Origin of the sequence: Halobacillus amylolyticus, from assembly GCF_022921115.1 — a bacterium.
GTDB classification, from domain to species: Bacteria; Bacillota; Bacilli; order Bacillales; family Halobacillaceae; genus Halobacillus_A; species Halobacillus_A amylolyticus.
In genome coordinates this window covers 1,138,523-1,162,384 of record NZ_CP095075.1, presented here as the reverse complement: position 1 = coordinate 1,162,384, position 23,862 = coordinate 1,138,523, and the positions used below count along the sequence as shown (strand labels likewise).

Sequence of the window (23,862 nt, the reverse complement as noted above, 5' to 3'; positions counted from 1 at the left end):
CTATGGAACCATTTCAGCAACACGAAGGATTAGTCTATCCTCTCGATCGGTCCAATGTGGATACAGACCAAATCATTCCAAAGCAATTTTTGAAGAGAATTGAACGGCAGGGATTTGGACAGTTCCTTTTCTACAACTGGCGTTTTAATGATGATGGAACATTGCGCGAAGACTTTTCGATGAATGATCCAATGTATAAAGAAGCGACGGTGCTGGTAGGCGGCGAAAATTTCGGCTGTGGTTCCTCAAGAGAACACGCGCCATGGGCAATTCAAGATTACGGATTCAAAGTCGTTATCGCACCGAGTTTTGCTGATATTTTTTATAACAACTGTTTTAAAAATGGGATTCTGCCTATTGTATTGCCGAAGAAAAAAGTGAATGAACTGTTAGACCAGGCAAAAGAGGAAAAGCTTAGAGTACATGTTGATTTAGAGAATCAGCAAGTAAAAAGTGACAATGGTTTAGAAGCAACCTTTGATATTCAACCTTACCACAAAAATATGTTGCTCAACGGCTGGGACGAAATATCTGTAACGCTTAATTATGCTGAAGCCATTGCACGCTATGAAACACAGCAGGCTAAATAATTCATCTTAAGGAGTGAAGACGTTGGGAATTTCTTAACCCTACCTAAAGTTTTTGAAGCTAAAGAACACTTATATGATGTGGTCCACCAAACACCGTTTAAAACCTCTGAAACATTTAATCAATTGACGAGAAGCCAAGTGTTCATGAAGTTAGAGAACCAACAAAAGACGGGGGCATTTAAAGTTAGAGGTGCATCCTTTAAAGTTTCCCAGTTGACGGACCAAGAAGCACGGTGTGGAGTCATAGCCGCATCAGCTGGAAATCACGCGCAGGGCGTAGCACTAGCAGCAGCCAAACGTGGAATACCTGCGAAAATATTTATGCCAGAGGCTACGCCTAAAGCAAAGGTGCAGGCAACTGAGGCATATGGAGCTAAACCGGTTCTAACAGGTGAATCTTTTCAGGAAGCGTATGCAGCTGCAATGGAAGAACAGAAAATTTGCGGGGCAATATTTATCCATCCGTTTGACGATGTGGATGTAATGGCTGGTCAAGCAACTGTGGCTATTGAAATGCTTCAAGAGCAACCGGATCTTGATACACTTGTTGTACCCATTGGTGGAGGTGGACTAATTGCAGGGATTGCCTATGCAGCTAAGCAATTAAAACCTGCGATTAAAGTGGTAGGCGTACAATCTGCCCAAGCACCGGCAACCTACAATGCATTTTATAAGCGTGGGCCCAAAAAACTCACTTCCGTATCCACGATTGCGGATGGGATCGCTGTGAAGCAGCATGGAAAATTAACCTTCCATTATATCAGGAAATATGTAGATGGAATCGTAACTGTAGACGAACAGCAAATTGCCAGCACCATACTCCAACTGCTTGAAAGGGAAAAGACATTAGTTGAAGGAGCAGGTGCGACGGCCCTTGCAGCCATCTTGGCGGAAAAATTAGCTTTGGCTGGGAAGAAATGTGGTGTTGTGATCAGCGGAGGAAATATGGATGTCTCCCGATTACCACATGTACAACGACTGGCTTTGGCAAAAAAAATGGCAATGGTCTAAGTTATAAGGCGCCACTCGAAGCAGATCAGCTTTGAGTGGCGTTCTTTTAAATGCCTGTATAGTTAAATATCTCATTAAAAAGCTGCCTCAACTAAGGTTGAGACAGCGATCTAATACTATTACTTATCCATTTTTTTAGCTTTAATTTGCTCTGGATTTAATCCATTCCCAAGCGAACCGTAAAGATTTCCCCGTGATGGGTCGATGAGTTCCCTGTTGTCAAAGTAAGGCCGAGGTGTTTTCCAGAGAGCAACAAGTGCTTTACCCATTGCCATTTCGTGATAACGGTCAGGCCACAACCTTTTAATATGATGTTTAACTAGGGGATAATGTTTAGAACTCATACCAGGAAACAGGTGGTGTTCCGTATGATAGGAAAAATTAAAGTGGATATAATCCACCCATTTTGGAACGGTAACACTTAAGCTATTGGCCAGCGGATCATTTACGGGTACGAGAGGGTTCAGACGGTGATTCGTTGAAATATACCCCATAACAATTAAATTAGCAATCAGTAGAGGGATGAAAAAGGCAAATATCCATTTTTCCCAGCCAATTAGTAAAAGCAAGCCAAGCCAGCTAGCCCATGGAAGAATCATCTGCAGCCAAACCTCCGGCTGTTTCTTTGGCTTAAAGTCTTTAATATAGGCGAAAAACATTTTAAGTGAGTGGGCTGTGAACTGGATTGTAAGGGAAGCAAATGCGAAAAAGGCTCTGATAAATAGTGGGAGCTTATAGATCCAGCGAATCATCTTAGATCGGCTGAGTCGTTCTAATGTAGGCCATGAATCCGGATCATTTTCTTCGTGCTGTGTATGGATGTGGTGATTCAAGTTATGCCATTTTCTCCAAAGTTTAGGTCCTGTACTAAGCGGCCAAAATGCGATTGCACCTAGGAGATCGCGTATCCAAGCCTTTTTAACAACAGTGCCGTGTAATATTTCATGTCCAAGAAATCCCATTCCAGCAAAGCTTGCACCTAAAATGAGAGAAATAGGCAAGTAAAGGAAAGGATACCAGTCAAATAAACTAATCGACAATACTCCAGCAATGACGATAGCTAAATAGGCTAATCCACCCCATAATCGTTTAGGGACAGGTTTGAAAACGCCTTTAGGCATATATTTCGCAACTCGTTTTGCATACCAGCCATATGAATGTAAGTCCTCCATAGAATTCTCCTTTTCACGAAAGCGGGACACGGTAACACTTACCGGAATCCTTAGTTACTTAAGAGTAGCAATTTGAATGACCGTCTGTCAATCATTATATATTACCAGGTACTAATATTAAGTCTTATTTCAAAATTAAATAAACGATGATCAAATTGTCATTGACACAGATGTGAGTCTTAGGTATTATAATGACTAGTGATAATGATAATCTTTATCATTTAGGGAGATCATATGAAAAGATTTATCGTGAACAGGTAGAGGTAGTAAGACTATAGGATATTTGATACATAAGTTTACTTATTACGCTCATGATAAATCCATACTTTTCAATATCACAAACGTAAAAAATAGAGGAAGGATGAAGAGTGATGAAGAAATACTTGTTGGCATTTTTACTATTAATACTGACGGTGTTAACAGCGTGCAGTGGGGGAAATGAAAACACTAATGAAGAGGGGAGCACTGAATCTCAATCGAGTGAAGGTACTCGTTCTGTAACGATAGAAGATGCTATGGGAGATCAAACGATTGAAGGAACACCTAAGAAAGTGGTAGTTTTAGAGTGGACCTATGCAGAAGATCTTCAAGCCTTAGGTATGGAACCTGTTGGTGTGGCAGGTCTTGATCAATATGGAGAGTGGGTTGACGTAGGCATTCCTTTTAGTGATAAGGTGGAAAATGTAGGGACTCGTGCTGAACCAAATCTTGAAGCTATTGCAAGGTTGGATCCAGATTTAATTATTGGCGTAAAATTCCGTCATGAACAAATCGCCGATCAGTTAAAAGAGATTGCACCGACAGTCATGTTTGCTCCTTATTCAGAGGAAAGTGCTCAAAACCAATATCAAAGTATGATCGACGAGTTTAATAAAGTAGCAAAAATTGTTGGGAAAGAAGCAAAAGCTGAAGAAGTATTAACCAACATGAAACAAACATTTAAAGACCAGCAAGCACGTCTTGAAGAAGCCGGTTATACAGACATTAATTATGTTATTACACAGGCGTTTACTTCTCAAAACACACCGACATTGAGGCTGTTTACAGATAATTCCATGGTCTCGCATGTTATGAAAAATATAGGGATGACCAATGCCTTTGAGTCAGATAAACTTGAGGTCTATGGATATACTCAGACGACAGTAGAAACATTACAGAACTATCAAGATGCTCATTTCTTCTATATTGTTCAAGAGGAGGATAACATCTTTAGTAAGCAGCTAGCAGGAAATCCTGTATGGGAAGATTTAGCTTTCGTTAAAGAAGACCGAACGTACCAACTTCCTGGTAGCACGTGGACATTCGGTGGTCCACTGTCCGCACAAGTTTTGGCAGAGCAAATTGTAACATCAATGGTAGAGAGATAGAAGTTGGCCTTACTATTAACATCTGTTATGTAAGTGAAATCCCGTCCTGACCTCTCATGGTTCATGTACGGGTTTTTGCTTATGCAGTCGCCTCTAACCGCCTTGATCCGCTTTTAATAGAGAGTAGTGATTTTATGAATCGTTTTTTGCAGCATACATTGATTGGAGCTCTTACGTTTGGTGGTGGGGCTGCTTTATTATGTGTTTTAACCTTTATACATATTAATCAAGGAAATGTATCTATACCGTTTGGGACGGTTATGGAGGCTGTGTTTAGCCCCAAGGATACATTAGAACATCATACTGTACGTATACTGCGGCTGCCCCGTGCTGTTATGGGGATCCTTGCAGGAGGAGCACTGGCGGTGTCAGGTGTCGTTCTGCAAACCGTAACGAAAAACCCCCTCTCCTCAGCCAGTACACTCGGAATACATTCAGGTACGTATTTTGCAGTTATTGTGACAACCATTTTTTTTCCGTTTGCTATGTTTGCTAACGGTATTGTTACAGCTTTCCTTGGTGGTGTCTTTACATTTTTAATTGTTTACTTATTATCTGGTGCAGGGAATGCAACACCTGTACGAATGGTATTAGCAGGGATGATTGTAACCTTCTTATTTTCTTCATTAACATCAGTCCTGCAAATTTTCTATGAAAATGAAGTACAAGGTCTATTTCTATGGGGATCTGGGACACTCGTTCAAAATAATTGGAGTGGTGTTCAATTTTCTTTACCGTTTATCTTACTATCGGTGCTCCTTTTACTTGTTTTTGCCAGTAAGCTTGATACCCTAACACTCGGGGATGATGTGGCTATAGCGTTAGGTCAAAATGTTCGTACAGTAAAGTTAATCACGATTCTCGCTGCTGTATTGCTAACGTCTGTGACAGTGAGCATTGTCGGTCCAATCGGATTTGTAGGTCTTGTAGCCCCGCATATTATAAAATTGATAGGATATCGCTCACATATTCCATTAATCATTGGTTCATTTATATGGGGAGGAAATGTGCTGTTGTTGGCTGACGTAATGGCTAGAGTGATCGATCCTTCCTTTGCAGAATTACCGGTAGGTGCGATTACAGCACTTGTGGGATCACCGTGGTTAATCTGGCTTGTCCTTCGTATGAAAAATGACAGTAATACCGAGGAAAACGGGACAATTATGGCAGGGAAATCTGCAACAAATGTACCTTTAGCAAAATTAATTCCTGTATTAAGTGTGGTTATCCTAATTACTATATTTGTTAGTATGTCTTCAGGCAATTATGGGTTTGAACCGTTATTGACGATGAATGCTTTGTTTGGAGACGCCAATGAGTTTATTCGTAATTTTATCCTTGAGTTAAGGTTACCACGGTCCATGGTCGCATTATTAAGTGGAGCTATTCTTGCTGCCAGTGGTTTAATTTTCCAAGGAGTACTGAGAAATCCTTTGGCTGATCCATCGGTAATTGGGATTACTTCGGGCGCAGGAGTGGGTGCACTGACAACGATGTATGTGTTTAGTGTGTCTGCTGCTTGGATCCCTGTTGGTGCAATGGCCGGCGCTTTTGTTTTTTTTCTTCTTGTTATGGGGCTTGGAGCAAAAGCCAATTTTCACCCAACTACGTTAGCTTTATTAGGGATTGGGATCTCGGCATTTGGATCAGCTATTATTCAGATTTTAGTCGTTCAAGCTGATATGGGAGTAGCTTCGGCATTAACGTGGTTATCTGGCACCACATATGCTAGAGGATGGCCGGAACTGCTGCAATTTCTTATTTGGCCGGTAATCTTATTTATTCCTATTTTGGCTTTTCATATTAAAACGTTGGATGTTCTTTCCTTAGGGGACGAAACAGCCAAAGGGTTAGGTCTTGGCGTTTCATCTGTGCGCTTCCAAATGGCTTTACTGGCCACATTACTAGCTGCTTGTAGTGTGGCGGCGGTGGGGTCGATTGGTTTTGTCGGATTAATTGCTCCCCATTTTGCCAGGTTGCTAGTTGGTAGTGCCAACCAAAAACTGTTGCCTGTAACGATGCTTATCGGCGGCTTTCTACTTGTGATAGCCGATTTATTCAGCCGAACACTACTCGCACCGAACGAAATTCCTTCAGGGATCTTAGTTGCATTAATTGGCGCCCCATATTTCTTATGGCTAATGAAGCGCCGTTCAACGTAGGGGTCCGTAACTATGCTATTATGGAGAAAAGATTAAAGGGAGTCTAGATATGATTGAATTTATAAAATGTCATGGGTCAGGAAATGACTTTATTTTGATTGATGAACGTACGCATTCCTATGCATTTTCTGAACAGGAACGGTATGATCTTTCGATTTTATTGTGTAACCGGATTGACGGAATTGGTTCTGACGGGATCCTGTTTGTCATGGAAAGCAGTAAAGCTGAGGCACGAATGAGAATGTTTAATTCTGACGGCACAGAGGCTGAAATGTGTGGAAATGGTTTGCGTTGTGTCGCACGTTATATTATAGAAGAAACCGGCAAAGAAGCAGTTGAGATCGAGACGGATAAGGCCGTACTTGCAGTCAGTCAAGTTAAACCGATTTTTTCAGGAATTGATACTTTCTCCGTAGCGATTGAGCCTGTTTCCTTTGAGGTAGAATCATTACCGATGCAATATAAGGCAAGTGAAGCGATTAACGTTCAAATTCCGGAACTTTCGAAAGTCTATACATTTACAGCCTTGAGTGTACCGAACCCACATATTGTCTCTATTGTAGAGGATTATGAAGAAGATGAATTAGCTGCTATCGGGGAGAAAGCGAACCAGCTCGCGGACGTTTTTCCAAATGGAGTGAATGTCAGTTTTATAAAAAGGATAGATCAAAATAAAATCTTTGTTCAGACATTTGAACGCGGAGTTGGATTAACCAATGCCTGTGGAACAGCCATGTCTGCTTCAGCCCTCGTCTCAACGCTGATTGGGTCGAATGACTTAAATGTCCCAATCGTCGTGATCAATAAAGGCGGGCTAGTGAACTGTGTCGTTTCAAAAGAAAATGGACGTTATTCTATATCGCTTCAAGGGAATGCTACAAATGTGTACCGTGCCACAGTTGAAGTAGACTTAAAGGAATTGTCCTGGGGAATAGTTGATTCTGAAACATTTCACGAGGAAGCTGATATGTACAAGAAGCTCGAGGGTTATGCAAAGTCACAAATCTAATCTTAGTGAGGTGAACTCATGTGATCAAAACGTTTCCGGTAAAGACCGAATATCATGATCAAATGATTGATATCACACAAGATATTGCCAATTGGATAGAAGAAGAAGGGATTAAAGCAGGCGCTGTGATTGTTTCTTCCATGCATACAACAGCAGGCATTACCATAAATGAAAATGCTGACCCTGATGTAAAAACAGACATGCTCCGGAGATGGAGTGAAGTTTTTCCGTGGGAGGATCGAAAAGACAAGCATATGGAAGGCAATACAGCTGCTCATATGAAGACAAGTTATATTGGACATGCTCAAACAATCATTATTGAGAATGGTAAGCTGGTATTAGGAACATGGCAGGGCATATACTTTTGTGAGTTTGATGGTCCAAGATCCAGGAAAGTAATCGCGAAGGTATTGAAATAAGAAAAAAGCGTTAGGAACCTGTATTTCGAGGTCCTAACGCTTTTTTTACAGCTGAAAAGTCATACTAACAAATCGAATCTTTCGGACTCGGGTTACTAAGTCCAAATAGTGGTCGGATAAATAACGCTAAAAATGTTCCAGCAAGAGCCATAATCATCCATACCCATCCGTGCAGACTAAATGAAGCTATTCCGCCAAAGTAAGCACCGATGTTACATCCAAACGCTAAGCGAGCACCATAACCCATGAGTACACCACCTAGAATAGAAGCAGTTGCAATTCCTGGTTTAATTTTTCTCGGTTTAAAATTCCCTTGAAAGCTCGCCGCGATAAAGGCGCCAAGAATAATACCGAAGTTCATAACACTTGTGGAATCGGCCAATACGGTTTGATTTAATGGTTCCGTATTCCCTTGCCAATATCCCCAACTAGCTACATCTACGCCAAAGGTCTGAAGAAACTTAGAACCCCAAAGGGCAAAGGCTGATGTGATTCCCCACGGATTGCCTCGAACAGAAAGGGTGATCGCATTAAGGACAGCTAATACAACTGCTGCAACTAGCAGGGGCCAAGCTCCCCGCCAAAGTTTTTTCCAACCGGATGTCGTTTTAAGCGGAGCCATCTGAGGCGGATTCTTTTTACGTGCGATTTTTACAGTAATGGCATAAATACCTAGGAAGATCGCAATTTGTAAGACCCAGCCTCCGAAATAACCAAAACCTGTCGATTCTGCAAGAGAAATAGCCGGGAGGGCGGGGAGATCTCGCCAGAATACAATATGGTAAGCCCCTAAGACCGAGCCGCCTATAAATCCTAGTAATGTTAGGACCATAGAAGATTGTCCTCCACCGACTGTATAGAGTGTACCAGAAGCACAGCCAGATCCCATTTGCATTCCTACTCCAAACATGAAGGCACCGGCGATTACACTTATACCTACAGGTGAAACGTAACCAGTGGGTGTGACCCCTGTGAAACTGAATCCAGTTGATAGAATAATAGCAAAAAGTGTTGTAGCAACAGCCAGCATGACCATATGGGCTTGAAGGCCCTGCACATTTCCAACTGAGAGCAGACGCCTAAACGCTGAAGTGAACCCAAATCGAGCATACAAAAGAGAAAGGCCAAAAGCGATCCCAATGATAAACAGGATCCCTTGTGTAACCGTTGTGACGGAAACGATTGTTATGAATAAAAGAATTGCTGCTGCAATCCCTAATAAGACTAATGGTTTTTGAACAGGATTCAATGGAGCAATCATAGTTGTTGCCCGTTTATCCCATTGATCTAGTTGGGTAGCCATTCTTAACCTCCTTATTCCTACTTGTTTACTTTGTGTTTAGAACGTAACTTATCATAAGATAATTTATTTAGTATGTAAAATGATTGAATCACTGACACCCGCTATCTGACGAGTAAAAATGAAGAATATTTTTTAATTTTAAGGTTAAATTAACTAAAGAGCGGGAACCGAATAGGTAAGATACATAAAGGATGGTGAGATAATTGGCAACAGGTAAAAAATCATGGCACGTTATCTTCTTATTAAACAGTGAAAGAATAGTTGCACATGATCTTGATTTAAGTGAAGAAATGACAGAGAGAGAAGCTTCAGAATTTATTGTCAAACAGCTGGATAAGGGTGATTGGTGGTTCTTAGAAGATGGTGTGGCGATTCACACGAATAGTGTGCAAAGCTTCTATTTAGATAAAGCTGCCAGAAAAACTCGCTTCTCCCGTGAATAACGGGGCTTAATTAGTCGTTTTATGATTTGGCAGGCGACAGAGTTAATGGAAAAGGGTCAGCTCTTAATTAATGAGCTGACCCTCTTTATTTGTTAAGATTCCAATATTTCTACTTTGATATCTTGGCGTCCAAACTCTATGGCTTGACTATACTGATCCATAAAGATATCGATACGATTGCCTTCAATCGCTCCACCAATATCACCCGCGATAGCCACCCCGTAACCGGGAACCCAGACTTTCGAACCTAATGGAATAACATTTGGATCGACAGCGATAACCTTTTTATTTGGGTTTGCATGAAGATCAATTCCGGTATAGGTTGTCCCACTGCAGCCTTCACAGTTAGCAGTGTAGGCTGTTGCCTCAACACTTACCACACGTTTAACTTCTTTATTCTCATCCGTTTTGTTAAAACGTTCGTGACCAAGCGGCTTTTTATCCAGATTAAGCGATTTTGTTTGGGCTTTTTCCGGGGCTTGTTGTTCACTAGCAACTTCATCTGCATAGATATGAGCTGCTCCAATATCAGGTAAACCTACTATATAAATAAATAGAAATGATAACGATACAATCAATGTTCTCATGACTTTTTACTCCTTTCTCTTACAATCACTTGAGCATTATAACAACTTGGTTAGAGCATCACAAATAAAAAAGTCCTACAATTCTATAACGTTTCTGTTACAAAGTTACCATGGATTTCTACCCTATAAATGCTATGCCAACTTATCCTTTTACTGGATAAACAGGTTTACACAGACGATGAAGGGGCAGAGGCAACTGAGAACCGACTCATTGATCAGAGACTATACACAAGGGCTTGGACAATCCGAGTTCTCTTCATGTAATCTCCATACTGTTAACCTCAATTGAGTTCAGTGAATGTTTGCTATATCGGCTATTTTTCCCAAAATCTATGTAGGCAGACAGGGATAAATGATGGGGAGTGTTTACAGGTAATTCAATGAGTATATGGTCGATGATCAGCCTTCGATTTCTTTTTAAAAATGTGTTTTCCTCGAAAGATTTTATGATGATTTGATTTTCTTGCCCCTTGTCGCTTATCCATGAATGTCGACCGGATTGAATGGTGGTCTTGGGATCTTCTTCTAATAAGCAGCCTTTAAAAATGGCATTGGTTGATGTATGGACATGAAGCTTTATCACTGGAGTTTCTAAGTCTTTCTGTGTGAAGTTATCTAAAATAAACCTGCCGCTTATTTTTAGCTTTTCTAGTTTGTGGTCGGTTAGCAGGTTATGAGTGAAGTATCCGAACACGAGACTAGGGCGGTTTAATGTTTTATCTAGGTGTTGAATACGACTGTTAATTTTATTTGTAAGTGAGTCTTCGTTCATTATAATTTTCCCCCTTATCATGGATTAACTTGACCTAGTAATAACTATATGAATAGTAGAGAAAAATATTTCTTTAAAAACTCAAAAAGACCGCGCATCTATATGCAACGGTCTATTTGTATTGGGGCCTGTTTATTTGTTCTTTAGGCGCTTTTTGCCGCAACAAGAAGTACGTTTCTTTGGTGTCTTTTTTGTTGGACGAGTTTGATTAGGACGTTCTCTCATCATAACACTCCTTTCAAAGAAGGTGTTCTTATTGATAAACTGTTACTGGTAGAAGGGAATATCATATTCTATGCAACCTACTGGAACGTGGCAGTGTGTTTATCTAATTTGTTGATAAACCGCATCAAATATATGCTGGAAAAGCTCAATTTCAAGGTCGGTTTTTGAAAAATCATGATATAATGTAGATTAAATGATTTGAAGATAAAGGAGGACGGGCCCATCAAATATTGTGAAGAATGTGGAAGTGAAAATAGTCCGGGCTCGCGTTTTTGTTCCCAATGTGGTGAAAAGATAGATAAAGAGCCATATGTCCAGGAAGAGCAGGTAAGCTCTATGGATTCATTCGAACAACCTTCCGACACCAAAAGAGGGTGGGCAATCTTTTTGCCTGTCTTTACATTGATTCTTGCTTTAGGCATTATAGGTTTTACATATATGTACGAGGAGAACATAAATGAGGAAATAGCATCAATAAAAAAAGAAGCTGAACAAGCCGCTTTAGAAGGTGAATACGAAAAAGCTGAATCGATGTTATCTGAGGCTGCGAAAAAGCGTCCTGGGTTTGAAGCCCTTCAACGTGATTTGACGAGTGTTCGTTCTGTATTAGTGATGAATAATGACCTCAATAAAGTTGTGGAATACGTTAAAGACAATCGCCTCGAAGAAGCACAAACAAGTTTATCGACGATACAAAAGCAAATTTCTAATGATCAAAACCGTCTTTCAGCCACACTCATTCCAAAAGCTGAAAACTTAGCCACTAAGATCACAATAGGTGAGATTAATAATCAAATTACACAGCTGACCAATATAGATGAGTTAGCGGACAAGTTGAGTACATTATCTAGGTTAGACTTAAAAGAGGCGGCTAAAGCACGTAATAAAATTAACGAAAAAATTGTAGCCATTTCTACTAAAAAAGCAGAAGCGGCAATGAAAGAAAAACAATTTAATGAAGCCATAGCAACAGTAGATGAGGGCCTGCAGTATGTAGTAAACAATGAAAAACTCATCAAATTAAAGAATCGAGTTGAACAAGAGCAGCAGGCTTTTGAGCAGCGACAACAAGAACGTATAAAACATGCTATGGAGAAAGCTGCGGAAGAAGATCTTAAGAATCAAAAAAACGCGGTAAAAGTACTTGAGATTAAGGCAACTAAAGATGAGTATGATGATGTGAAAATAACCGGGGAAGTGGGTAGTGAAGCTACAAAAATCGTAAGTTCAATTGAAGTGACGTTTGAATTAAAAGATAAAGAAAATGAAGTATTGAAGAAAGACACGGCGCAAATATATCCCATGTATTTAAGCCCGGGGGATAAAGGGAAGTTTGAAAAAAACTATTACGATCTTGAAGGTGACGTCACAGTCAAAGTGACCAATATCGAGTGGTATGTAGAATAGGAGGATGGCGGTGAACCGAACATGGATCATAAGCCTGATTTTGACATTCGCATTTATTTGTATTGGGGTTACAGGAACCTTATACGTAATAAATCATGTTCCAAAACAGCTTGAAGCAAGTTCGCTATTAGATCAGCCTGTTTCAGAAGAAGAAAGCCAAACGGTAGCTAAGAGTACACAGGATATTATCTATCAATCACAAAAACTAGTTGTTCAGATTGAACTGCAAAATGGTTCATTAGGTTCTGGGTTTCTTTATAATAAGAAGGGTGATGTCATTACTAATGCCCATGTGGTTGCGAATACAAAAGATGTGACCATTGTAACAGCGGATTCCAAGGAAATGTCAGGAGAAGTGATCGGGATTAGCAGAAGTACAGATGTGGCCGTTGTACGAGTTCCCGGACTTAAAGGAATGGACCCTCTCCCAATCCACGAGAAGGATGATGTCGAGCTTTTAACAGAAGTACTTGCGTTAGGGAGTCCGCTTGGTCTTCAGAATACAGTAACTACCGGCGAAATTAGCGGATTGGATCGCAACTTCGAACTACCTCCGTTCACTTATGAAAATGTCTATCAAATATCTGCACCGATTTCACCAGGGAATAGTGGTGGGCCGTTATTGAATGGAAAAACGGGAGAGGTAATTGGGATAAATTCGGCTAAACTGGGCCAAGAAACCATCGGCTTTAGTATTCCTATTTTGGATATTCTTCCAATGGTCAAGCAATGGTCAAAATCCCCGATGAAGGAAATTCCTGAATTTCAGGAATTAAAGGCAAACTCAGGAGAGGAACCACCTGTTCACACAACTGATGCCGATCAAGCGACTTATATTGTTCAATACTTTTACGATAGTATCAATCAAGGTGACTTCGTAACGGCGTACTCCTTGTTAGGAAGTGATTGGCAAGGCAGCACTTCTTATGAAGAATTTCGTAAAGGCTATAACCACAAACTATCTGTATCAATTGATAATATTGTAGCTGATCCAGTCGAGGACAATGAAGTACAGGTGACTGCTTTTCTCACAACGGAAGAGACGAAAAATGGTGAAGTTGTAATGAAAAAATATAAATGTCATTTTTTGGTTAGTTATGAGAACGATCAAATGAAGCTGATCTCCGAGACTGGAGAACAATTATAATATATAACTAGGAATGAGGCTGAGACAAAACTGAATAAGGCATGAAATAATCCGAACGATTTCTAGTGAAATCTGTTCGGATTATTTGTGTGCCAAGGAAGGATTTCTGCCATCGCTTCGTCAAAACAGTTCGCTTTCCGCGGGCACGGCCTCAGCTTCCTCGGAAAGCAAAGGACGCTTTCCTGCAGGGTCTTTGGCTCGCGCTGTTCCCGCAGGAGTCTACGTATTTTGACTATGCTAATGATCTGCGTTTATACTATTCATTTTTTACCGTTCGTTCTTTGACATCATTGCTTTACTTATGTCCCAGCCTCATTTTTTTTGGGAAAATAACCGTCATTCACTTGAGGGAAAAATTAAAAAATTCTGTAGCGAAACTTTAACTGATACATAAAATGTAACTACAACTAAAAAAGTTGCATTGAGGAAAGAAATGAACTACACTATGACTAAGTAAGCTAAAGGGGAGAAAAGCTGTATGGAAAATCTGTTACTTGCTTTTGGATTGACATTAATGGCAGGATTAGCTACAGGAATCGGCAGTGTGCTGGCCTTTTTTACATCAACAACGAACACAAGATTCCTGTCGTTTATCTTAGGTTTCTCTGCAGGGGTCATGATCTATGTGTCGATGGTTGAAATTTTCTTTAAAGCAAAAGAATCACTTGTTAGTGCTATGGGTGTGCAACTGGGAAGTTGGATAACAGTAGCTAGTTTTTTCGGGGGGATGCTTGTTATTGCAATTATTGACAAAGCCATTCCGAAACAGGGGAACCCCCATGAACCAAAAAGTGTAGAAGACATGTCTAAGCCTCGTACAGAGGTTAAAAATACCCAATTGTTAAAAATGGGAACCTTCACAGCACTGGCTATCGCTATTCACAATTTTCCTGAAGGAATTGCAACATTTACATCGGCTTTGCAAGATCCTTCCCTGGGGATTGCTATTGCCATTGCTATTGCTATTCATAACATTCCAGAAGGGATTGCTGTGTCTGTACCAATCTATTTCGCAACAGGTGATCGGAAGAAAGCTTTTAAACTATCGTTTCTGTCCGGCTTGTCAGAGCCAGTAGGGGCCTTAGCTGCATACTTAGTACTCATGCCATTCTTGAGCGACGCATTGTTCGGAATTTTATTTGCCGGGGTCGCGGGCATTATGGTCTTTATTTCATTAGACGAATTACTGCCGGCTTCCAGGCAATATGGGGAATCCCATTTATCCATCTATGGTGTAGTAGCAGGAATGGCTGTTATGGCGGTAAGTTTATTATTATTTATTTGAGATATAAAAATAGGAACTTCCTCATTAAGGAAGTTCCTTCTCTCATTCCATTAAAACCCTTGTTCCATTGTTAAAGAATTCACCTAAAATAGCTCTAAAACTTAACGGCCTTTTCCCATTGCTTCAAATAACGCACCACCATTGTGATAGATGACCCTTGTAACTTTCCCATCATCATTCACATTGACTCTCCCGGTTACTACAATAGCTTCCCCTTCTTTTTTGTATCCTACATTAACTGTGAAATCGTAAGCAGTCTCGGTGCTCTCACCTTGCTCAATATTAATGTCTTTAATTTCCATTTGATAGCCGTTTCTGTACGCCGTTCGGTGAAACGTTGATGCTTTATTCGTATTAACGAATTTGGTGTAATACTGTCCTGTAAAGTAGGATTTGAGGTTTTCTTCATAATATATCCTTAAGTCTTTTGAGGCAGCTTTTATTATTTCCATACTGTCATTTTCAAGTTCCGCGTAAATTGTAGTTAATTCTCCATGAGGACCCGTAAATGTTTCTTCTAAAACGGCTTCTATATGAACGATGTTCTCATCTTTAATGGGTGACGCAGAAGAAGAACAGCCAGCAATTAAAAACAAAATTCCGAACAGGATGATACAATTAAGTACGTGATTTCTCATTGGATCATACCCCCACTTATAATTTAAATCCTCGTTATCCTTTCTACGTATGCAAGCCAATTAGGTTTCAATAACTTTTCTAAACCAATAAACCAAGTAATAAGAAAAAAGCTGTGCGGAGTTTTACATTCCGCACAGCCACTAAAATTCTCTTTCATCAATTAAATCATCAATGACAGTTGTAATTTTTTGCTTTGAACGTTTAATTAAACGCCAATTTAAATAAATGGTTTGATTCTTTTTGTAACCTAAACGCAGAGAGTCCTGCTCAGGTAATACGGTCCACTTATGAATGCTTTTAAACTTCTCTTCAGCTTTCTCCCTAAACCACTGATCACGAAGTCGTTCAAACTCCTCTTGTTTCTCCTCCTCAGATGATCCTTTAAGGGAGGTGAAATGAAATTTACCTTTGTTAAAAGAGAAGCTTGATTCGTTTGCTTCGGACATGATTGTCTTATATGCCTTGCCTAAATATGTAATCCGTGGGGTTTCCTGAGTGTTTAGTGACACTTCCTGATATAAGTCTTCATGGATTTTCTGCCACTTTTGATTCATCCATTGAATCTTCTTATGTAAAAAATCCTCTACCTTGCTTTGTGATTTAGACGTTGAAGCTGTCACATGAACGCCATTTAAATCGTCTAGATAAATTTTAATAAAGTGGATATCGGACAACGTTGTCAGCTTGTACGTAATCGTATGGTGCTCGTCTTTGATGGTGGGCATAATGATCCCCTTTCAATGTATTCTTTTACTTATTTTAATGGAGAGAGCAAGTACCGTCAAAAAGGCAACCTATATTATAGGGAGAGCTTCCGGTTAGAAGATTTCCCTGCTTGAAAATTATTTGCCAACTGCTGCACCGATAATAATTAGTAAAATGAATAGCACGACAATGAGGGCGAATCCATCGCCGCCGCAACGTCTTCCACAACCGCATCCACCATAGTCACTCATTTTATGTTCATATTATAATATATGAAGATGCTAATTCTTAGTAAAGTCGAATGTCTATGTGGTGGTGTGAAGTTTGTAACTATGGAAATTCCAGTCGAGGGCTATGTCGGAAAAGGTGACTGTCATTCTGTATGTTAGAAAGTTGACCTTGAAAGTTGTTAAAAAAGCAGGGAATAGGCAGCTTTCATGGAACTTATAGTGGAGGGGGATAAAAAGCGATGCAACGAACAATTATTATTACGGGGGCTTCGAGTGGATTTGGTTTTCATACGGCTTTAAAATGTGCAGAGAAAGGCTTCCACGTCATTGCAACAATGAGAAATATGAGTAAAGCCGAAGTGTTTAAGACAGACCGGATCTCTTCTGTTATCCGAGAACGTATTGAAATTTGGCCGCTTGACGTCACTGATGACAATTCTATAGAAGATTTTAAGCAAAAGCTGAAGCAATTGAATCGCGTGGATGTTTTAGTGAACAATGCGGGCTTTGCTATAGGAGGATTTTTGGAACAGGTGCCGATCGAAGCTTACAGACGACAATTTGAAACGAATGTATTCGGAGTAATTAGAACGACTCAAGCCGTACTTCCGATCATGCGTAAACAAGGACAAGGCAAGATTATAAATGTCAGCAGTATTAGCGGACGGATTGGCTTTCCTGGTTTGTCGGCTTATGTATCTTCAAAACATGCCCTAGAAGGGTTGACGGAAAGCTTACGTTTTGAAGTGAAGCCGTTTGGGATTGATGTGGCTTTAATTGAACCAGGTTCTTATCAAACCAACATCTGGACAAGCGGAATGGAACTTCCAAAGGCTGTGCATGATCCTGATTCACCTTATGCTCACTATGTAAGGGGATTATGGAAAGCATTAAACAGTGAATCTCACGGAGCTCCAGCAAAGGTTGCTGATCTAATGACGAGGATGGCCGGCAAATCTCAAATTAGAAAACTCCGTTATCCCATTGGCGCTGGTGTTAGGCTGAATTTATTTTTGAAAAAAGTAGTGCCATGGTCTTTTCTTGAAAAGACGGTGTTGAAGAAACTGCTTGGGTAAGGGTTTTCTTACAGCCTTAGATAGGGTAATGTGTAGAAAAGAAATGGGGAGAGATGTGTAATGATGAATGGGGCTGAACCAATTTTTGTTGAAGGAAACGAAGTAGGCATTCTTGTAAGTCATGGATTTACTGGAACACCGCAAAGTATGAAACCTCTCGCTGACGCTTACTTAAAAACAGGCTATACAGTCGCTTGTCCGAGACTTGAGGGACATGGAACGACTCCTGAGGATATGGAGGTTTCGAACAAGGATGATTGGATTCAATCGGTCGAAACTGCCTATCAATGGCTGAATGAACGGTGTTCCATCATTTTCGTTGTAGGATTATCGATGGGAGGGACACTGGCGTTATACCTTGCTGAAAAATATAAGAAGATCAATGGGGTTATTTCCATAAATGGAGCGGTTGATATTCCTGATATGGAAAATGTGATGGAATCAACGAAAGATCGTTTTGTTGCAGCGATTGGTTCTGACATCAAAAAAGAAGATGTGGAGGAGCTGGCTTATGATAAAACACCTATCAATGCGATTCGCTCTTTAATGGCATTGATGAAAGAGGTTCATGAAGGACTCGCGGATATCCACTGCCCGGCACTAATCTTTGTCTCTGAGGAAGACCATGTTGTTCCCCCGGATAACTCTGAAACGATCTTTGACTCAGTCTTCTCCGAGCATAAAGAGCTTGTCCGCTTGGAAAACAGTTACCATGTTGCTACATTAGACAACGATCAAGATTTGATTATCGAGCGAAGTCTTGAATTTTTTCAAATGTATGCTAAAACCTTATAAGCTCTTTACAAAAGGCTGTTTTCTAAAAGATTGTTGTTTTTGACACAAAAACTATAAACTGCGTCATAACATACGGCTTTGGAAATACACTACTCTTTCCGCGGGGGCGCGCTGAGCCTCCTCGCTCGCAAAGGCCGCTCACTGTGGGGTCTCATCGTCTTCGCTTTCGCGCAGGAGTCTTCGTATTTCCTTCGCTGATATGGCGGTTGATTGGAGCGTAGGGCCGTCGACTCCTGCGGGAAAAGCAACAGCTGAAGATCCCGCAGGAAGCGATTTTTGCTTCTGAGGAAGCTGAAGCGTTGCCCGCGGAAAGCGACGGCCCGAAGTGGAAATCAATCTTGCTGTCGTGACGAAGGTTTATATCTGCGGGGGATAAAGAGCAACAAAATTTACGAAAAGAGCCTTACAAAAAGCATTGATGGTATGTAAATAAACCTTAGAACTCCTATGAGCTCCTAAGGTTTTTCTGTGTGTCTTTTTTCTAACGGGCGCTTGCGCTTTTGTTCTTACCAGCTGGCTTTCCTGACTCCGGGAAGCTGTCCTTTGTGAGCGAGTTCGCGAAATTTAATTCTTGAAAGCCCAAACTTTCTCATATAGCCGTGAGGTCTTCCAGTTGACTCACAGCGATTATGAAGCCGTGTAGGTGAGGCATCTCTTGGCAACTTTCTAAGTGCTTCATAATTGCCTTCCGCCTTTAATTGCTTTCGCAAATCTTTATATTTTTCATACGTCGCTTGACGTTTGCGTTCTTTTTCTATCATTGCTTGTTTAGCCATTGCAGTTCTCCTTTTCATAAATAGTAATTGTTACGAATTATATTATATTAACTCAAGGCACCTTTGTCAAACCAGGTGGCAGGTTAGTCGTTTCCGTACCGGCTTTGCATTGAATGCAGAGGATGATTGATTTATAATAGATTCATAGCAAAAAGAGCAAACGTATATAGCCTTCAAGGGGAGCTTTTATAGCTGAGAGTGAACAATTTTTGTTCAGACCCTTCGAACCTGTCAGTTAGTACTGGCGTAGGGATGGTGGCTTTTTTGATGGCGATGTAAGGGATTCCTCCATCAGGAAGCTTCCCTTTGGCATCGCTTTTTTTGTGTGTGAAAAAAGGAGGTTGTTGGTTATGCAAAGTAAACGTGTATTGTTCATGGTAGAAGTGGCTATTTTCTCGGCATTAGCGATCTTGCTTGATATTATTCCATTTCTATCATTTAAGCTCTGGGCTCAAGGGGGATCGGTTTCCTTTGCAATGGTTCCCGTGTTTATTATGGCATTTAGATGGGGGCTTCGTGGTGGTTTATTGACAGGGCTTCTGCTAGGATTCTATCAAATATTAATGGGTGCTTATATGATAACACCATTGCAAACATTCCTTGACTATATTGTCGCGTTCACCGTCATTGGACTTGCGGGGATTTTCGCCAAGCCGGTTTGGGAAGCTGCCCAAGCAAGGCATATGAAGCGCTTAGTTGTATGGATAATTGCAGGGGCGTTTGTAGGCAGTCTCTTTCGATTTGTAGCCCACTTCTTTGCTGGAATTGCCTTCTATGGCGCCGCTGCCCCACCAGGCCAGCCAGTTTGGTTATATTCATTGCTTTACAATGGTGGTTATATGCTGCCAACATTTATTTTAAGTGCGATCATATTATGCTTGTTGTTTTCACAGCGTCCAGCTTTATTGATAAATCATTCATAGCAAGAAAAACCTATTTTCTAAAAGTTTTTAATGCTGCGAAAATAGGTTCTTTTTTGTAAAATAGAAAGGTGAATAATATGAAAGAGTCGAATCATGTATATAGGAAAGGGGTAGAAAAACAATGAAACATTCTAAAGTAATTGCAACCTATTCAATTGTCGGATTTGATCCACAAACAGGAGAGCTCGGGGTTGCTGTCCAATCAAAATTCCTCGGTGTAGGCGCAGTAGTGCCTTGGGCGAAAGCGGGTGTCGGAGCAATTGCCACACAAGCATTTGCTAATCCTGCTTACGGTCCTGATGGCCTGCAATTGTTAAGTGAAGGATTAAGTGCCCAGGAAACCGTGGATAGACTGATAGAGAATGATCCTGAGGCTGCAGATCGCCAAGTGGGAATTATTGATGCCGAGGGAAGAGCAGCTACATTCACTGGTGAACGCTGCTATGACTGGGCTGGAGGCGTAACAGGAAAACACTACACAGCACAAGGAAATATTTTAGTAAATAAAGAAACGGTGACAGAAATGGGGCGTGCTTTTGAGTCAAGTGAAGGGACGTTAGCGGACCGCTTGTTAGCAGGACTTGAAGCTGCTGAAAAAGCGGGCGGAGACAGCAGGGGGAGACAATCTGCAGCGATTTACGTTGTAAAGGAAAAAGGAGGCTATGGCGGGCTTAGTGATGTCTTTGTCGATTTGCGGGTGGATGATCATCCTGAACCCATTCAAGAATTATCACGAATTTACAAGCTTCAACAGCTATATTTCGGGGAATCCAAGCAGGGAAATATTAAACGTTTAGAAGGTGAGCTTGAGGAGAGCGTTGTTCATCATTTGTACAGAACAGGGTTTTTGGCAAGCGAGCAACCGGATTCTGACGATTTCTACGAAGCCCTCACGACATTTCTACACAGAGAAAATTTCGAAGGGCGTGAACAGGACAAGGGCTGGTTGGATTTAGAAGTGTATCATTTTCTTGAGCGAATGGATTCAGAAAGGTAAAAAAGAGGGGGAATAGTCATGTTTAAAAAACTAATGGCGCGTGCAGGCATTGGCGCAGCCAAAGTTGATACGCAGCTTGAGAAGCTAGAGTTCCAACCTGGCGAAACTGTAGCAGGCAAGGTAGTTGTTCAAGGTGGTGAAGTAGAACAGGAGATTGAGCAGATCACTATTTTCTTAATGACTGAAGCATTAAGAGAAGTCGATGATAAGAAAGTGAAAGAAACGGTAAAGCTGGAACAATATCGTGTGTCAGGTGAATTTGTCATTGCTGCGAAGGAGACGAAGGAAATTCCTTTTTCCATCGATATCCCCACCCACACACCAGCTACACTAAACAGGCTTCCTTTATGGTTTGAAACAGGACTTGACATTCCAATGGCCCTTGATGCTGAGGATCGAGATTATATTAAAGTATCTGTCCATCCACATATTGATACTGTACTTCAAGCGGTGGAAAGAGAGCTTGGCTTTCGTTTGAAAAAGGTGGAAATGGAGCATTCAAGAAGGCACGGCTATGTCCAGGAATTTGAATTTCTCCCTGGTGGTGAATTCAGAGGATACTTAGATGAGTTGGAACTGATTTTCTTTTTAGATCATCAAGGTTTACGTGTATTGTTACAAGTCGACCGAAAAGCAAGAGGATTGGGCGGTTTGTTTGCAGAAGCCCTCGAAATGGATGAAACGAATATTCAGCTGTATTTTTCAAAAGAAGATTTACAGTCGGGGTCGGCAACGGTTGCGAGAGAGCTTGGGAGAACTATACGAGAACATGCAAAATAATCAAAAAGCTGCTAGAGTTTTTAACTCTGGCAGCTTTTTTTGACTTTTCCCCACAATTAGATTAACATCTAATTAGATGAATCACGAATAATGGAGGCTGATTATGCAATTAAATAAAATGATTGCCTTTCACAAGGCTGTAGGAGATCCAACGAGATTAAGAATTGTATCGCTTTTACTTACAGGCCCAATGCATGGTCAGTTGATCGCTGAGAAACTTGGTCTGAGGCCGCCAACCATTACCCACCACTTAAAAAAGTTAAGAGACACAGGGATGGTTTATTCGAGAAGAGATAAAAATACAATTTACTTTTACTTGGATAAAAAGAAACTAGAATTCATGGCTACGGCGATCTTGAGGATAGGAGATGAGGAAGTGAAGAAAGAAGAACTGCATGTAAATGAAGCGGAACAACGTAAGATTATCAACAGTTTTATCACGGGGGATGGCAGGTTGAAGCAGATGCCGAGTCAACTGAAGAAGAAGCTTGTAATTTTATCTTATTATGTACAGGAATTTCAGCCTGGTAAAGTGTATGAGGAATCCGAGGTAAATGAATATATTCAACGGTTCTATGAGGATTATGCAACGATGAGACGAGAATGGATTATGCAGCAATTTATGTATCGGGAAAATAATAGATACGAGTTAAATCCTATGGAGATGTGGCCAGTTGTTGTGAAAAGGTGAATGGTCTATCACCTTTTTTTTGAACTCTAATTAGATATATATCTAATTAAAGGGGGGTAGAATATGTCAGATTGTTTCCATAAGCATCCTTACAGCTATTTATTCTGTTCAGGGATTGTTAACGGGATAGGAGACCGATTTAGTCAAGTTGCTGTGCTGGCACTGTTATTGGAGCTAACAGATTCAGGATTAGCAGTTGGGATTGTGATGGGGATGCGCGTTCTTCCTTATTTAGTATTATCCCCGATTGCCGGAAAGCTTGCAGATGTCTGGGATCGGCGGAAGATTATGATCGTAACAGATGTGGTAAGAGTTCCATTTGCCCTATCCTTTTTATTCGTGCAATCAGTTGAAGATCTGTGGATTATCTACGTTAGCATGTTTGTACTTGCTTGTGGAGAAGCCATCTATCAACCTGTTAGAAAAAGTAGCATCGGAGTGATCGTTGACCAGCAACACTACACTAAAGTAAATGGATTAGAGCAGGTTGTGATAGGGATTGTGCTAGTGGCCGGTTCCGTAACAGGCGGTGTCGTAGCATTTTTTGTAGGGAAGGATGTGGCTTTTGCTCTTAATGCGTGTACATTCATTGCTGCTGCGCTTATTATAAAACATCTCGTGATAAAAAAAGAAGTGAATCAGGACCAACCTATAATGATTAAAAGGCCGCACCTTAACAGAACGTTTGGTCCAATTGTTATGTTTATAGTGGTCATCCAATCTGTGTCTGCGATGCTGGATGGCTTCTTTAATGTATTAATCAGCTATTATGGGGCGGAGACATTTTCAATGGCAGATTTAGGTGTTGGAATCCTGTATGGTGCTCTAGGAATTGGGCTAGTGATCAGTTTTTTTGTTTCGAAAAAGGTTACCGGAAATTTACTTTTGATAGGAATCATATCAGTTGGTCTTGAAGGGGTGTTGCAAATCATTGCCAGCCAGGCACCAACGCTATGGTACATAGCTATAACCTTTACAGGAATTTCTTTGATTGGCGGAGTTGGTGCTGCTTGCTTTGATAGTATTGTGATGAGAAGGACACCTAAATCTCAGCAAGGTGAAGTGTTTGGGGTGATTGAATCAATATCGAACGTAGTGATAGGTATAGCGATGTTTAGTGCAGGTTGGCTTCTGGAGTTGTTCTCCCCCAGAATTATAGGCCTTGTAGGTGGTTCTGCAGCTATCTTTGTTATGTTTCTATTCATACTAGTTTTTACTTTTTCATTTTCATCCAAAAATTTAACAGAAAAATAGAAGAAGATGTCTCCTTATCCATTGACCCTGTAGGCTTGTGATTCTACAATGAGTCACAGGTCTTTTTCATTGATTTTTGAGAGGATGTTTGATTATT

General features: G+C 40.7%; 24 protein-coding genes, 2 pseudogenes and 1 riboswitch. Of the genes and pseudogenes, 18 read left to right on the top strand and 8 right to left on the bottom strand.

The features are described 5' to 3' along the window. The first annotated feature begins 2 nt into the window (after positions 1-2). Both leuD and ilvA read left to right on the top strand, forming a co-directional pair. The gene (gene leuD / locus MUO15_RS06140; protein ID WP_245034399.1) at positions 3-590 is read left to right on the top strand and encodes a 3-isopropylmalate dehydratase small subunit; all 588 of its coding nucleotides are present in this window, start codon (positions 3-5) and stop codon (positions 588-590) included. Positions 591-593: 3 nt separating this feature from the next. After that, the gene (gene ilvA, locus MUO15_RS06135; protein WP_245035876.1) at positions 594-1,601 is read left to right on the top strand and encodes a threonine ammonia-lyase; all 1,008 of its coding nucleotides are present in this window, start codon (positions 594-596) and stop codon (positions 1,599-1,601) included. Between the two features lie 119 nt (positions 1,602-1,720). Here the strand turns inward: ilvA and MUO15_RS06130 are convergent, their stop codons facing one another. Further along, a complete protein-coding gene (locus MUO15_RS06130; RefSeq protein WP_245034397.1) occupies positions 1,721-2,773 on the bottom strand; it encodes a Delta(10) desaturase DesB in 1,053 nt (350 codons plus the stop codon). A 371-nt stretch (positions 2,774-3,144) separates the two neighbouring features. Here MUO15_RS06130 and MUO15_RS06125 point away from each other — a divergent pair, with 371 nt between their 5' ends. The 4 genes from MUO15_RS06125 to MUO15_RS06110 all read left to right on the top strand — a co-directional run bounded on the left by MUO15_RS06125 (position 3,145) and on the right by MUO15_RS06110 (position 7,730). After that, the gene (locus MUO15_RS06125; RefSeq protein WP_245034395.1) at positions 3,145-4,140 is read left to right on the top strand and encodes an ABC transporter substrate-binding protein; all 996 of its coding nucleotides are present in this window, start codon (positions 3,145-3,147) and stop codon (positions 4,138-4,140) included. 134 nt (positions 4,141-4,274) lie between these two features. Then, positions 4,275-6,302 (top strand): iron ABC transporter permease, encoded by a 2,028-nt coding sequence (locus MUO15_RS06120; protein WP_245034393.1) that lies wholly within the window; start codon positions 4,275-4,277, stop codon positions 6,300-6,302. A 49-nt stretch (positions 6,303-6,351) separates the two neighbouring features. Continuing rightward, positions 6,352-7,311 (top strand): diaminopimelate epimerase, encoded by a 960-nt coding sequence (gene dapF, locus MUO15_RS06115; protein ID WP_245034391.1) that lies wholly within the window; start codon positions 6,352-6,354, stop codon positions 7,309-7,311. A 20-nt stretch (positions 7,312-7,331) separates the two neighbouring features. Continuing rightward, positions 7,332-7,730, top strand: a complete 399-nt coding sequence (locus MUO15_RS06110; RefSeq protein ID WP_245034389.1) for a secondary thiamine-phosphate synthase enzyme YjbQ — start codon at positions 7,332-7,334, stop codon at positions 7,728-7,730. Between the two features lie 64 nt (positions 7,731-7,794). Here the strand turns inward: MUO15_RS06110 and MUO15_RS06105 are convergent, their stop codons facing one another. Continuing rightward, positions 7,795-9,033, bottom strand: a complete 1,239-nt coding sequence (locus tag MUO15_RS06105) for a YeeE/YedE family protein (protein ID WP_245034387.1) — start codon at positions 9,031-9,033, stop codon at positions 7,795-7,797. 203 nt (positions 9,034-9,236) lie between these two features. Here MUO15_RS06105 and MUO15_RS06100 point away from each other — a divergent pair, with 203 nt between their 5' ends. Continuing rightward, on the top strand, positions 9,237-9,476 hold the full coding sequence (locus tag MUO15_RS06100; protein ID WP_245034385.1) for a hypothetical protein: 240 nt from the start codon (positions 9,237-9,239) through the stop codon (positions 9,474-9,476). A gap of 92 nt (positions 9,477-9,568) precedes the next feature. Here the strand turns inward: MUO15_RS06100 and MUO15_RS06095 are convergent. Beyond that, positions 9,569-9,850 (bottom strand): annotated as a pseudogene (locus MUO15_RS06095) (3D domain-containing protein); the annotation flags it as partial. 469 nt (positions 9,851-10,319) lie between these two features. Next, positions 10,320-10,835 (bottom strand): hypothetical protein, encoded by a 516-nt coding sequence (locus tag MUO15_RS06090; protein WP_245034383.1) that lies wholly within the window; start codon positions 10,833-10,835, stop codon positions 10,320-10,322. 423 nt (positions 10,836-11,258) lie between these two features. Here MUO15_RS06090 and MUO15_RS22115 point away from each other — a divergent pair. The 4 genes and pseudogenes from MUO15_RS22115 to zupT form a co-directional block, all read left to right on the top strand. Next, positions 11,259-11,348 (top strand): annotated as a pseudogene (locus MUO15_RS22115) (zinc-ribbon domain-containing protein); the annotation flags it as partial. A gap of 48 nt (positions 11,349-11,396) precedes the next feature. Next, positions 11,397-12,467: an FxLYD domain-containing protein gene (locus tag MUO15_RS06085; RefSeq protein ID WP_245034381.1), complete on the top strand. Its 1,071-nt coding sequence runs from the start codon at positions 11,397-11,399 to the stop codon at positions 12,465-12,467. A 4-nt stretch (positions 12,468-12,471) separates the two neighbouring features. Further along, entirely contained in the window at positions 12,472-13,614 is a 1,143-nt protein-coding gene (locus tag MUO15_RS06080) for a S1C family serine protease (protein WP_245034379.1), read from the top strand. A 478-nt stretch (positions 13,615-14,092) separates the two neighbouring features. Next, positions 14,093-14,899 carry a zinc transporter ZupT gene (zupT, locus tag MUO15_RS06075; RefSeq protein WP_245034377.1) on the top strand — a complete coding sequence of 269 codons (807 nt, stop codon included), beginning with the start codon at positions 14,093-14,095 and terminating at the stop codon, positions 14,897-14,899. A 101-nt stretch (positions 14,900-15,000) separates the two neighbouring features. Here zupT and MUO15_RS06070 read toward each other — a convergent pair whose 3' ends face one another. From MUO15_RS06070 to MUO15_RS06060, 3 genes are all read right to left on the bottom strand, one after another. Continuing rightward, positions 15,001-15,537 (bottom strand): hypothetical protein, encoded by a 537-nt coding sequence (locus tag MUO15_RS06070; protein ID WP_245034375.1) that lies wholly within the window; start codon positions 15,535-15,537, stop codon positions 15,001-15,003. 141 nt (positions 15,538-15,678) lie between these two features. Continuing rightward, positions 15,679-16,263, bottom strand: coding sequence for a YgjP-like metallopeptidase domain-containing protein (locus MUO15_RS06065; RefSeq protein ID WP_245034373.1), 585 nt, complete (start codon positions 16,261-16,263; stop codon positions 15,679-15,681). 117 nt (positions 16,264-16,380) lie between these two features. Continuing rightward, entirely contained in the window at positions 16,381-16,494 is a 114-nt protein-coding gene (locus tag MUO15_RS06060) for a YjcZ family sporulation protein (RefSeq protein WP_245034371.1), read from the bottom strand. A 218-nt stretch (positions 16,495-16,712) separates the two neighbouring features. On the opposite strand from MUO15_RS06060, the gene MUO15_RS06055 reads away from it, so the two are divergent. Both MUO15_RS06055 and MUO15_RS06050 read left to right on the top strand, forming a co-directional pair. Further along, the gene (locus MUO15_RS06055; protein WP_245034367.1) at positions 16,713-17,549 is read left to right on the top strand and encodes an SDR family oxidoreductase; all 837 of its coding nucleotides are present in this window, start codon (positions 16,713-16,715) and stop codon (positions 17,547-17,549) included. A 60-nt stretch (positions 17,550-17,609) separates the two neighbouring features. After that, a complete protein-coding gene (locus MUO15_RS06050; protein WP_245034365.1) occupies positions 17,610-18,344 on the top strand; it encodes an alpha/beta hydrolase in 735 nt (244 codons plus the stop codon). 506 nt (positions 18,345-18,850) lie between these two features. On the opposite strand, the gene rpsN is transcribed toward MUO15_RS06050, so the two are convergent. Further along, entirely contained in the window at positions 18,851-19,120 is a 270-nt protein-coding gene (gene rpsN / locus MUO15_RS06045) for a 30S ribosomal protein S14 (protein ID WP_245034363.1), read from the bottom strand. A 166-nt stretch (positions 19,121-19,286) separates the two neighbouring features. Then, positions 19,287-19,390, top strand: a riboswitch (TPP riboswitch). A gap of 80 nt (positions 19,391-19,470) precedes the next feature. On the opposite strand from rpsN, the gene thiT reads away from it, so the two are divergent. The 5 genes from thiT to MUO15_RS06020 all read left to right on the top strand — a co-directional run bounded on the left by thiT (position 19,471) and on the right by MUO15_RS06020 (position 23,765). Continuing rightward, positions 19,471-20,043 carry an energy-coupled thiamine transporter ThiT gene (gene thiT, locus MUO15_RS06040; RefSeq protein ID WP_245034361.1) on the top strand — a complete coding sequence of 191 codons (573 nt, stop codon included), beginning with the start codon at positions 19,471-19,473 and terminating at the stop codon, positions 20,041-20,043. A gap of 121 nt (positions 20,044-20,164) precedes the next feature. Beyond that, positions 20,165-21,040, top strand: coding sequence for a DUF1028 domain-containing protein (locus MUO15_RS06035; RefSeq protein ID WP_245034359.1), 876 nt, complete (start codon positions 20,165-20,167; stop codon positions 21,038-21,040). 18 nt (positions 21,041-21,058) lie between these two features. Beyond that, a complete protein-coding gene (locus MUO15_RS06030; protein WP_245034357.1) occupies positions 21,059-21,820 on the top strand; it encodes a sporulation protein in 762 nt (253 codons plus the stop codon). 103 nt (positions 21,821-21,923) lie between these two features. Continuing rightward, on the top strand, positions 21,924-22,511 hold the full coding sequence (locus MUO15_RS06025) for a DUF2087 domain-containing protein (protein WP_245034355.1): 588 nt from the start codon (positions 21,924-21,926) through the stop codon (positions 22,509-22,511). 63 nt (positions 22,512-22,574) lie between these two features. Beyond that, positions 22,575-23,765: an MFS transporter gene (locus MUO15_RS06020; protein ID WP_245034353.1), complete on the top strand. Its 1,191-nt coding sequence runs from the start codon at positions 22,575-22,577 to the stop codon at positions 23,763-23,765. The last annotated feature ends 97 nt before the right edge of the window (positions 23,766-23,862 follow it).

Bases quoted from the DNA above. Each gene is read 5' to 3' on its own strand.
- leuD (WP_245034399.1), top strand. From the start codon at position 3: ATGGAACCATTTCAGCAACACGAAGGATTAGTCTATCCTCTCGATCGG.
- MUO15_RS06130 (WP_245034397.1), bottom strand. From the start codon at position 2,773: ATGGAGGACTTACATTCATATGGCTGGTATGCAAAACGAGTTGCGAAA.
- MUO15_RS06125 (WP_245034395.1), top strand. From the start codon at position 3,145: ATGAAGAAATACTTGTTGGCATTTTTACTATTAATACTGACGGTGTTA.
- MUO15_RS06120 (WP_245034393.1), top strand. From the start codon at position 4,275: ATGAATCGTTTTTTGCAGCATACATTGATTGGAGCTCTTACGTTTGGT.
- dapF (WP_245034391.1), top strand. From the start codon at position 6,352: ATGATTGAATTTATAAAATGTCATGGGTCAGGAAATGACTTTATTTTG.
- MUO15_RS06105 (WP_245034387.1), bottom strand. From the start codon at position 9,033: ATGGCTACCCAACTAGATCAATGGGATAAACGGGCAACAACTATGATT.
- MUO15_RS06090 (WP_245034383.1), bottom strand. From the start codon at position 10,835: ATGAACGAAGACTCACTTACAAATAAAATTAACAGTCGTATTCAACAC.
- MUO15_RS06085 (WP_245034381.1), top strand. From the start codon at position 11,397: ATGGATTCATTCGAACAACCTTCCGACACCAAAAGAGGGTGGGCAATC.
- MUO15_RS06080 (WP_245034379.1), top strand. From the start codon at position 12,472: ATGGCGGTGAACCGAACATGGATCATAAGCCTGATTTTGACATTCGCA.
- zupT (WP_245034377.1), top strand. From the start codon at position 14,093: ATGGAAAATCTGTTACTTGCTTTTGGATTGACATTAATGGCAGGATTA.
- MUO15_RS06070 (WP_245034375.1), bottom strand. From the start codon at position 15,537: ATGAGAAATCACGTACTTAATTGTATCATCCTGTTCGGAATTTTGTTT.
- MUO15_RS06065 (WP_245034373.1), bottom strand. From the start codon at position 16,263: ATGCCCACCATCAAAGACGAGCACCATACGATTACGTACAAGCTGACA.
- MUO15_RS06060 (WP_245034371.1), bottom strand. From the start codon at position 16,494: ATGAGTGACTATGGTGGATGCGGTTGTGGAAGACGTTGCGGCGGCGAT.
- MUO15_RS06055 (WP_245034367.1), top strand. From the start codon at position 16,713: ATGCAACGAACAATTATTATTACGGGGGCTTCGAGTGGATTTGGTTTT.
- MUO15_RS06050 (WP_245034365.1), top strand. From the start codon at position 17,610: ATGATGAATGGGGCTGAACCAATTTTTGTTGAAGGAAACGAAGTAGGC.
- rpsN (WP_245034363.1), bottom strand. From the start codon at position 19,120: ATGGCTAAACAAGCAATGATAGAAAAAGAACGCAAACGTCAAGCGACG.
- thiT (WP_245034361.1), top strand. From the start codon at position 19,471: ATGCAAAGTAAACGTGTATTGTTCATGGTAGAAGTGGCTATTTTCTCG.
- MUO15_RS06035 (WP_245034359.1), top strand. From the start codon at position 20,165: ATGAAACATTCTAAAGTAATTGCAACCTATTCAATTGTCGGATTTGAT.
- MUO15_RS06030 (WP_245034357.1), top strand. From the start codon at position 21,059: ATGTTTAAAAAACTAATGGCGCGTGCAGGCATTGGCGCAGCCAAAGTT.
- MUO15_RS06025 (WP_245034355.1), top strand. From the start codon at position 21,924: ATGCAATTAAATAAAATGATTGCCTTTCACAAGGCTGTAGGAGATCCA.
- MUO15_RS06020 (WP_245034353.1), top strand. From the start codon at position 22,575: ATGTCAGATTGTTTCCATAAGCATCCTTACAGCTATTTATTCTGTTCA.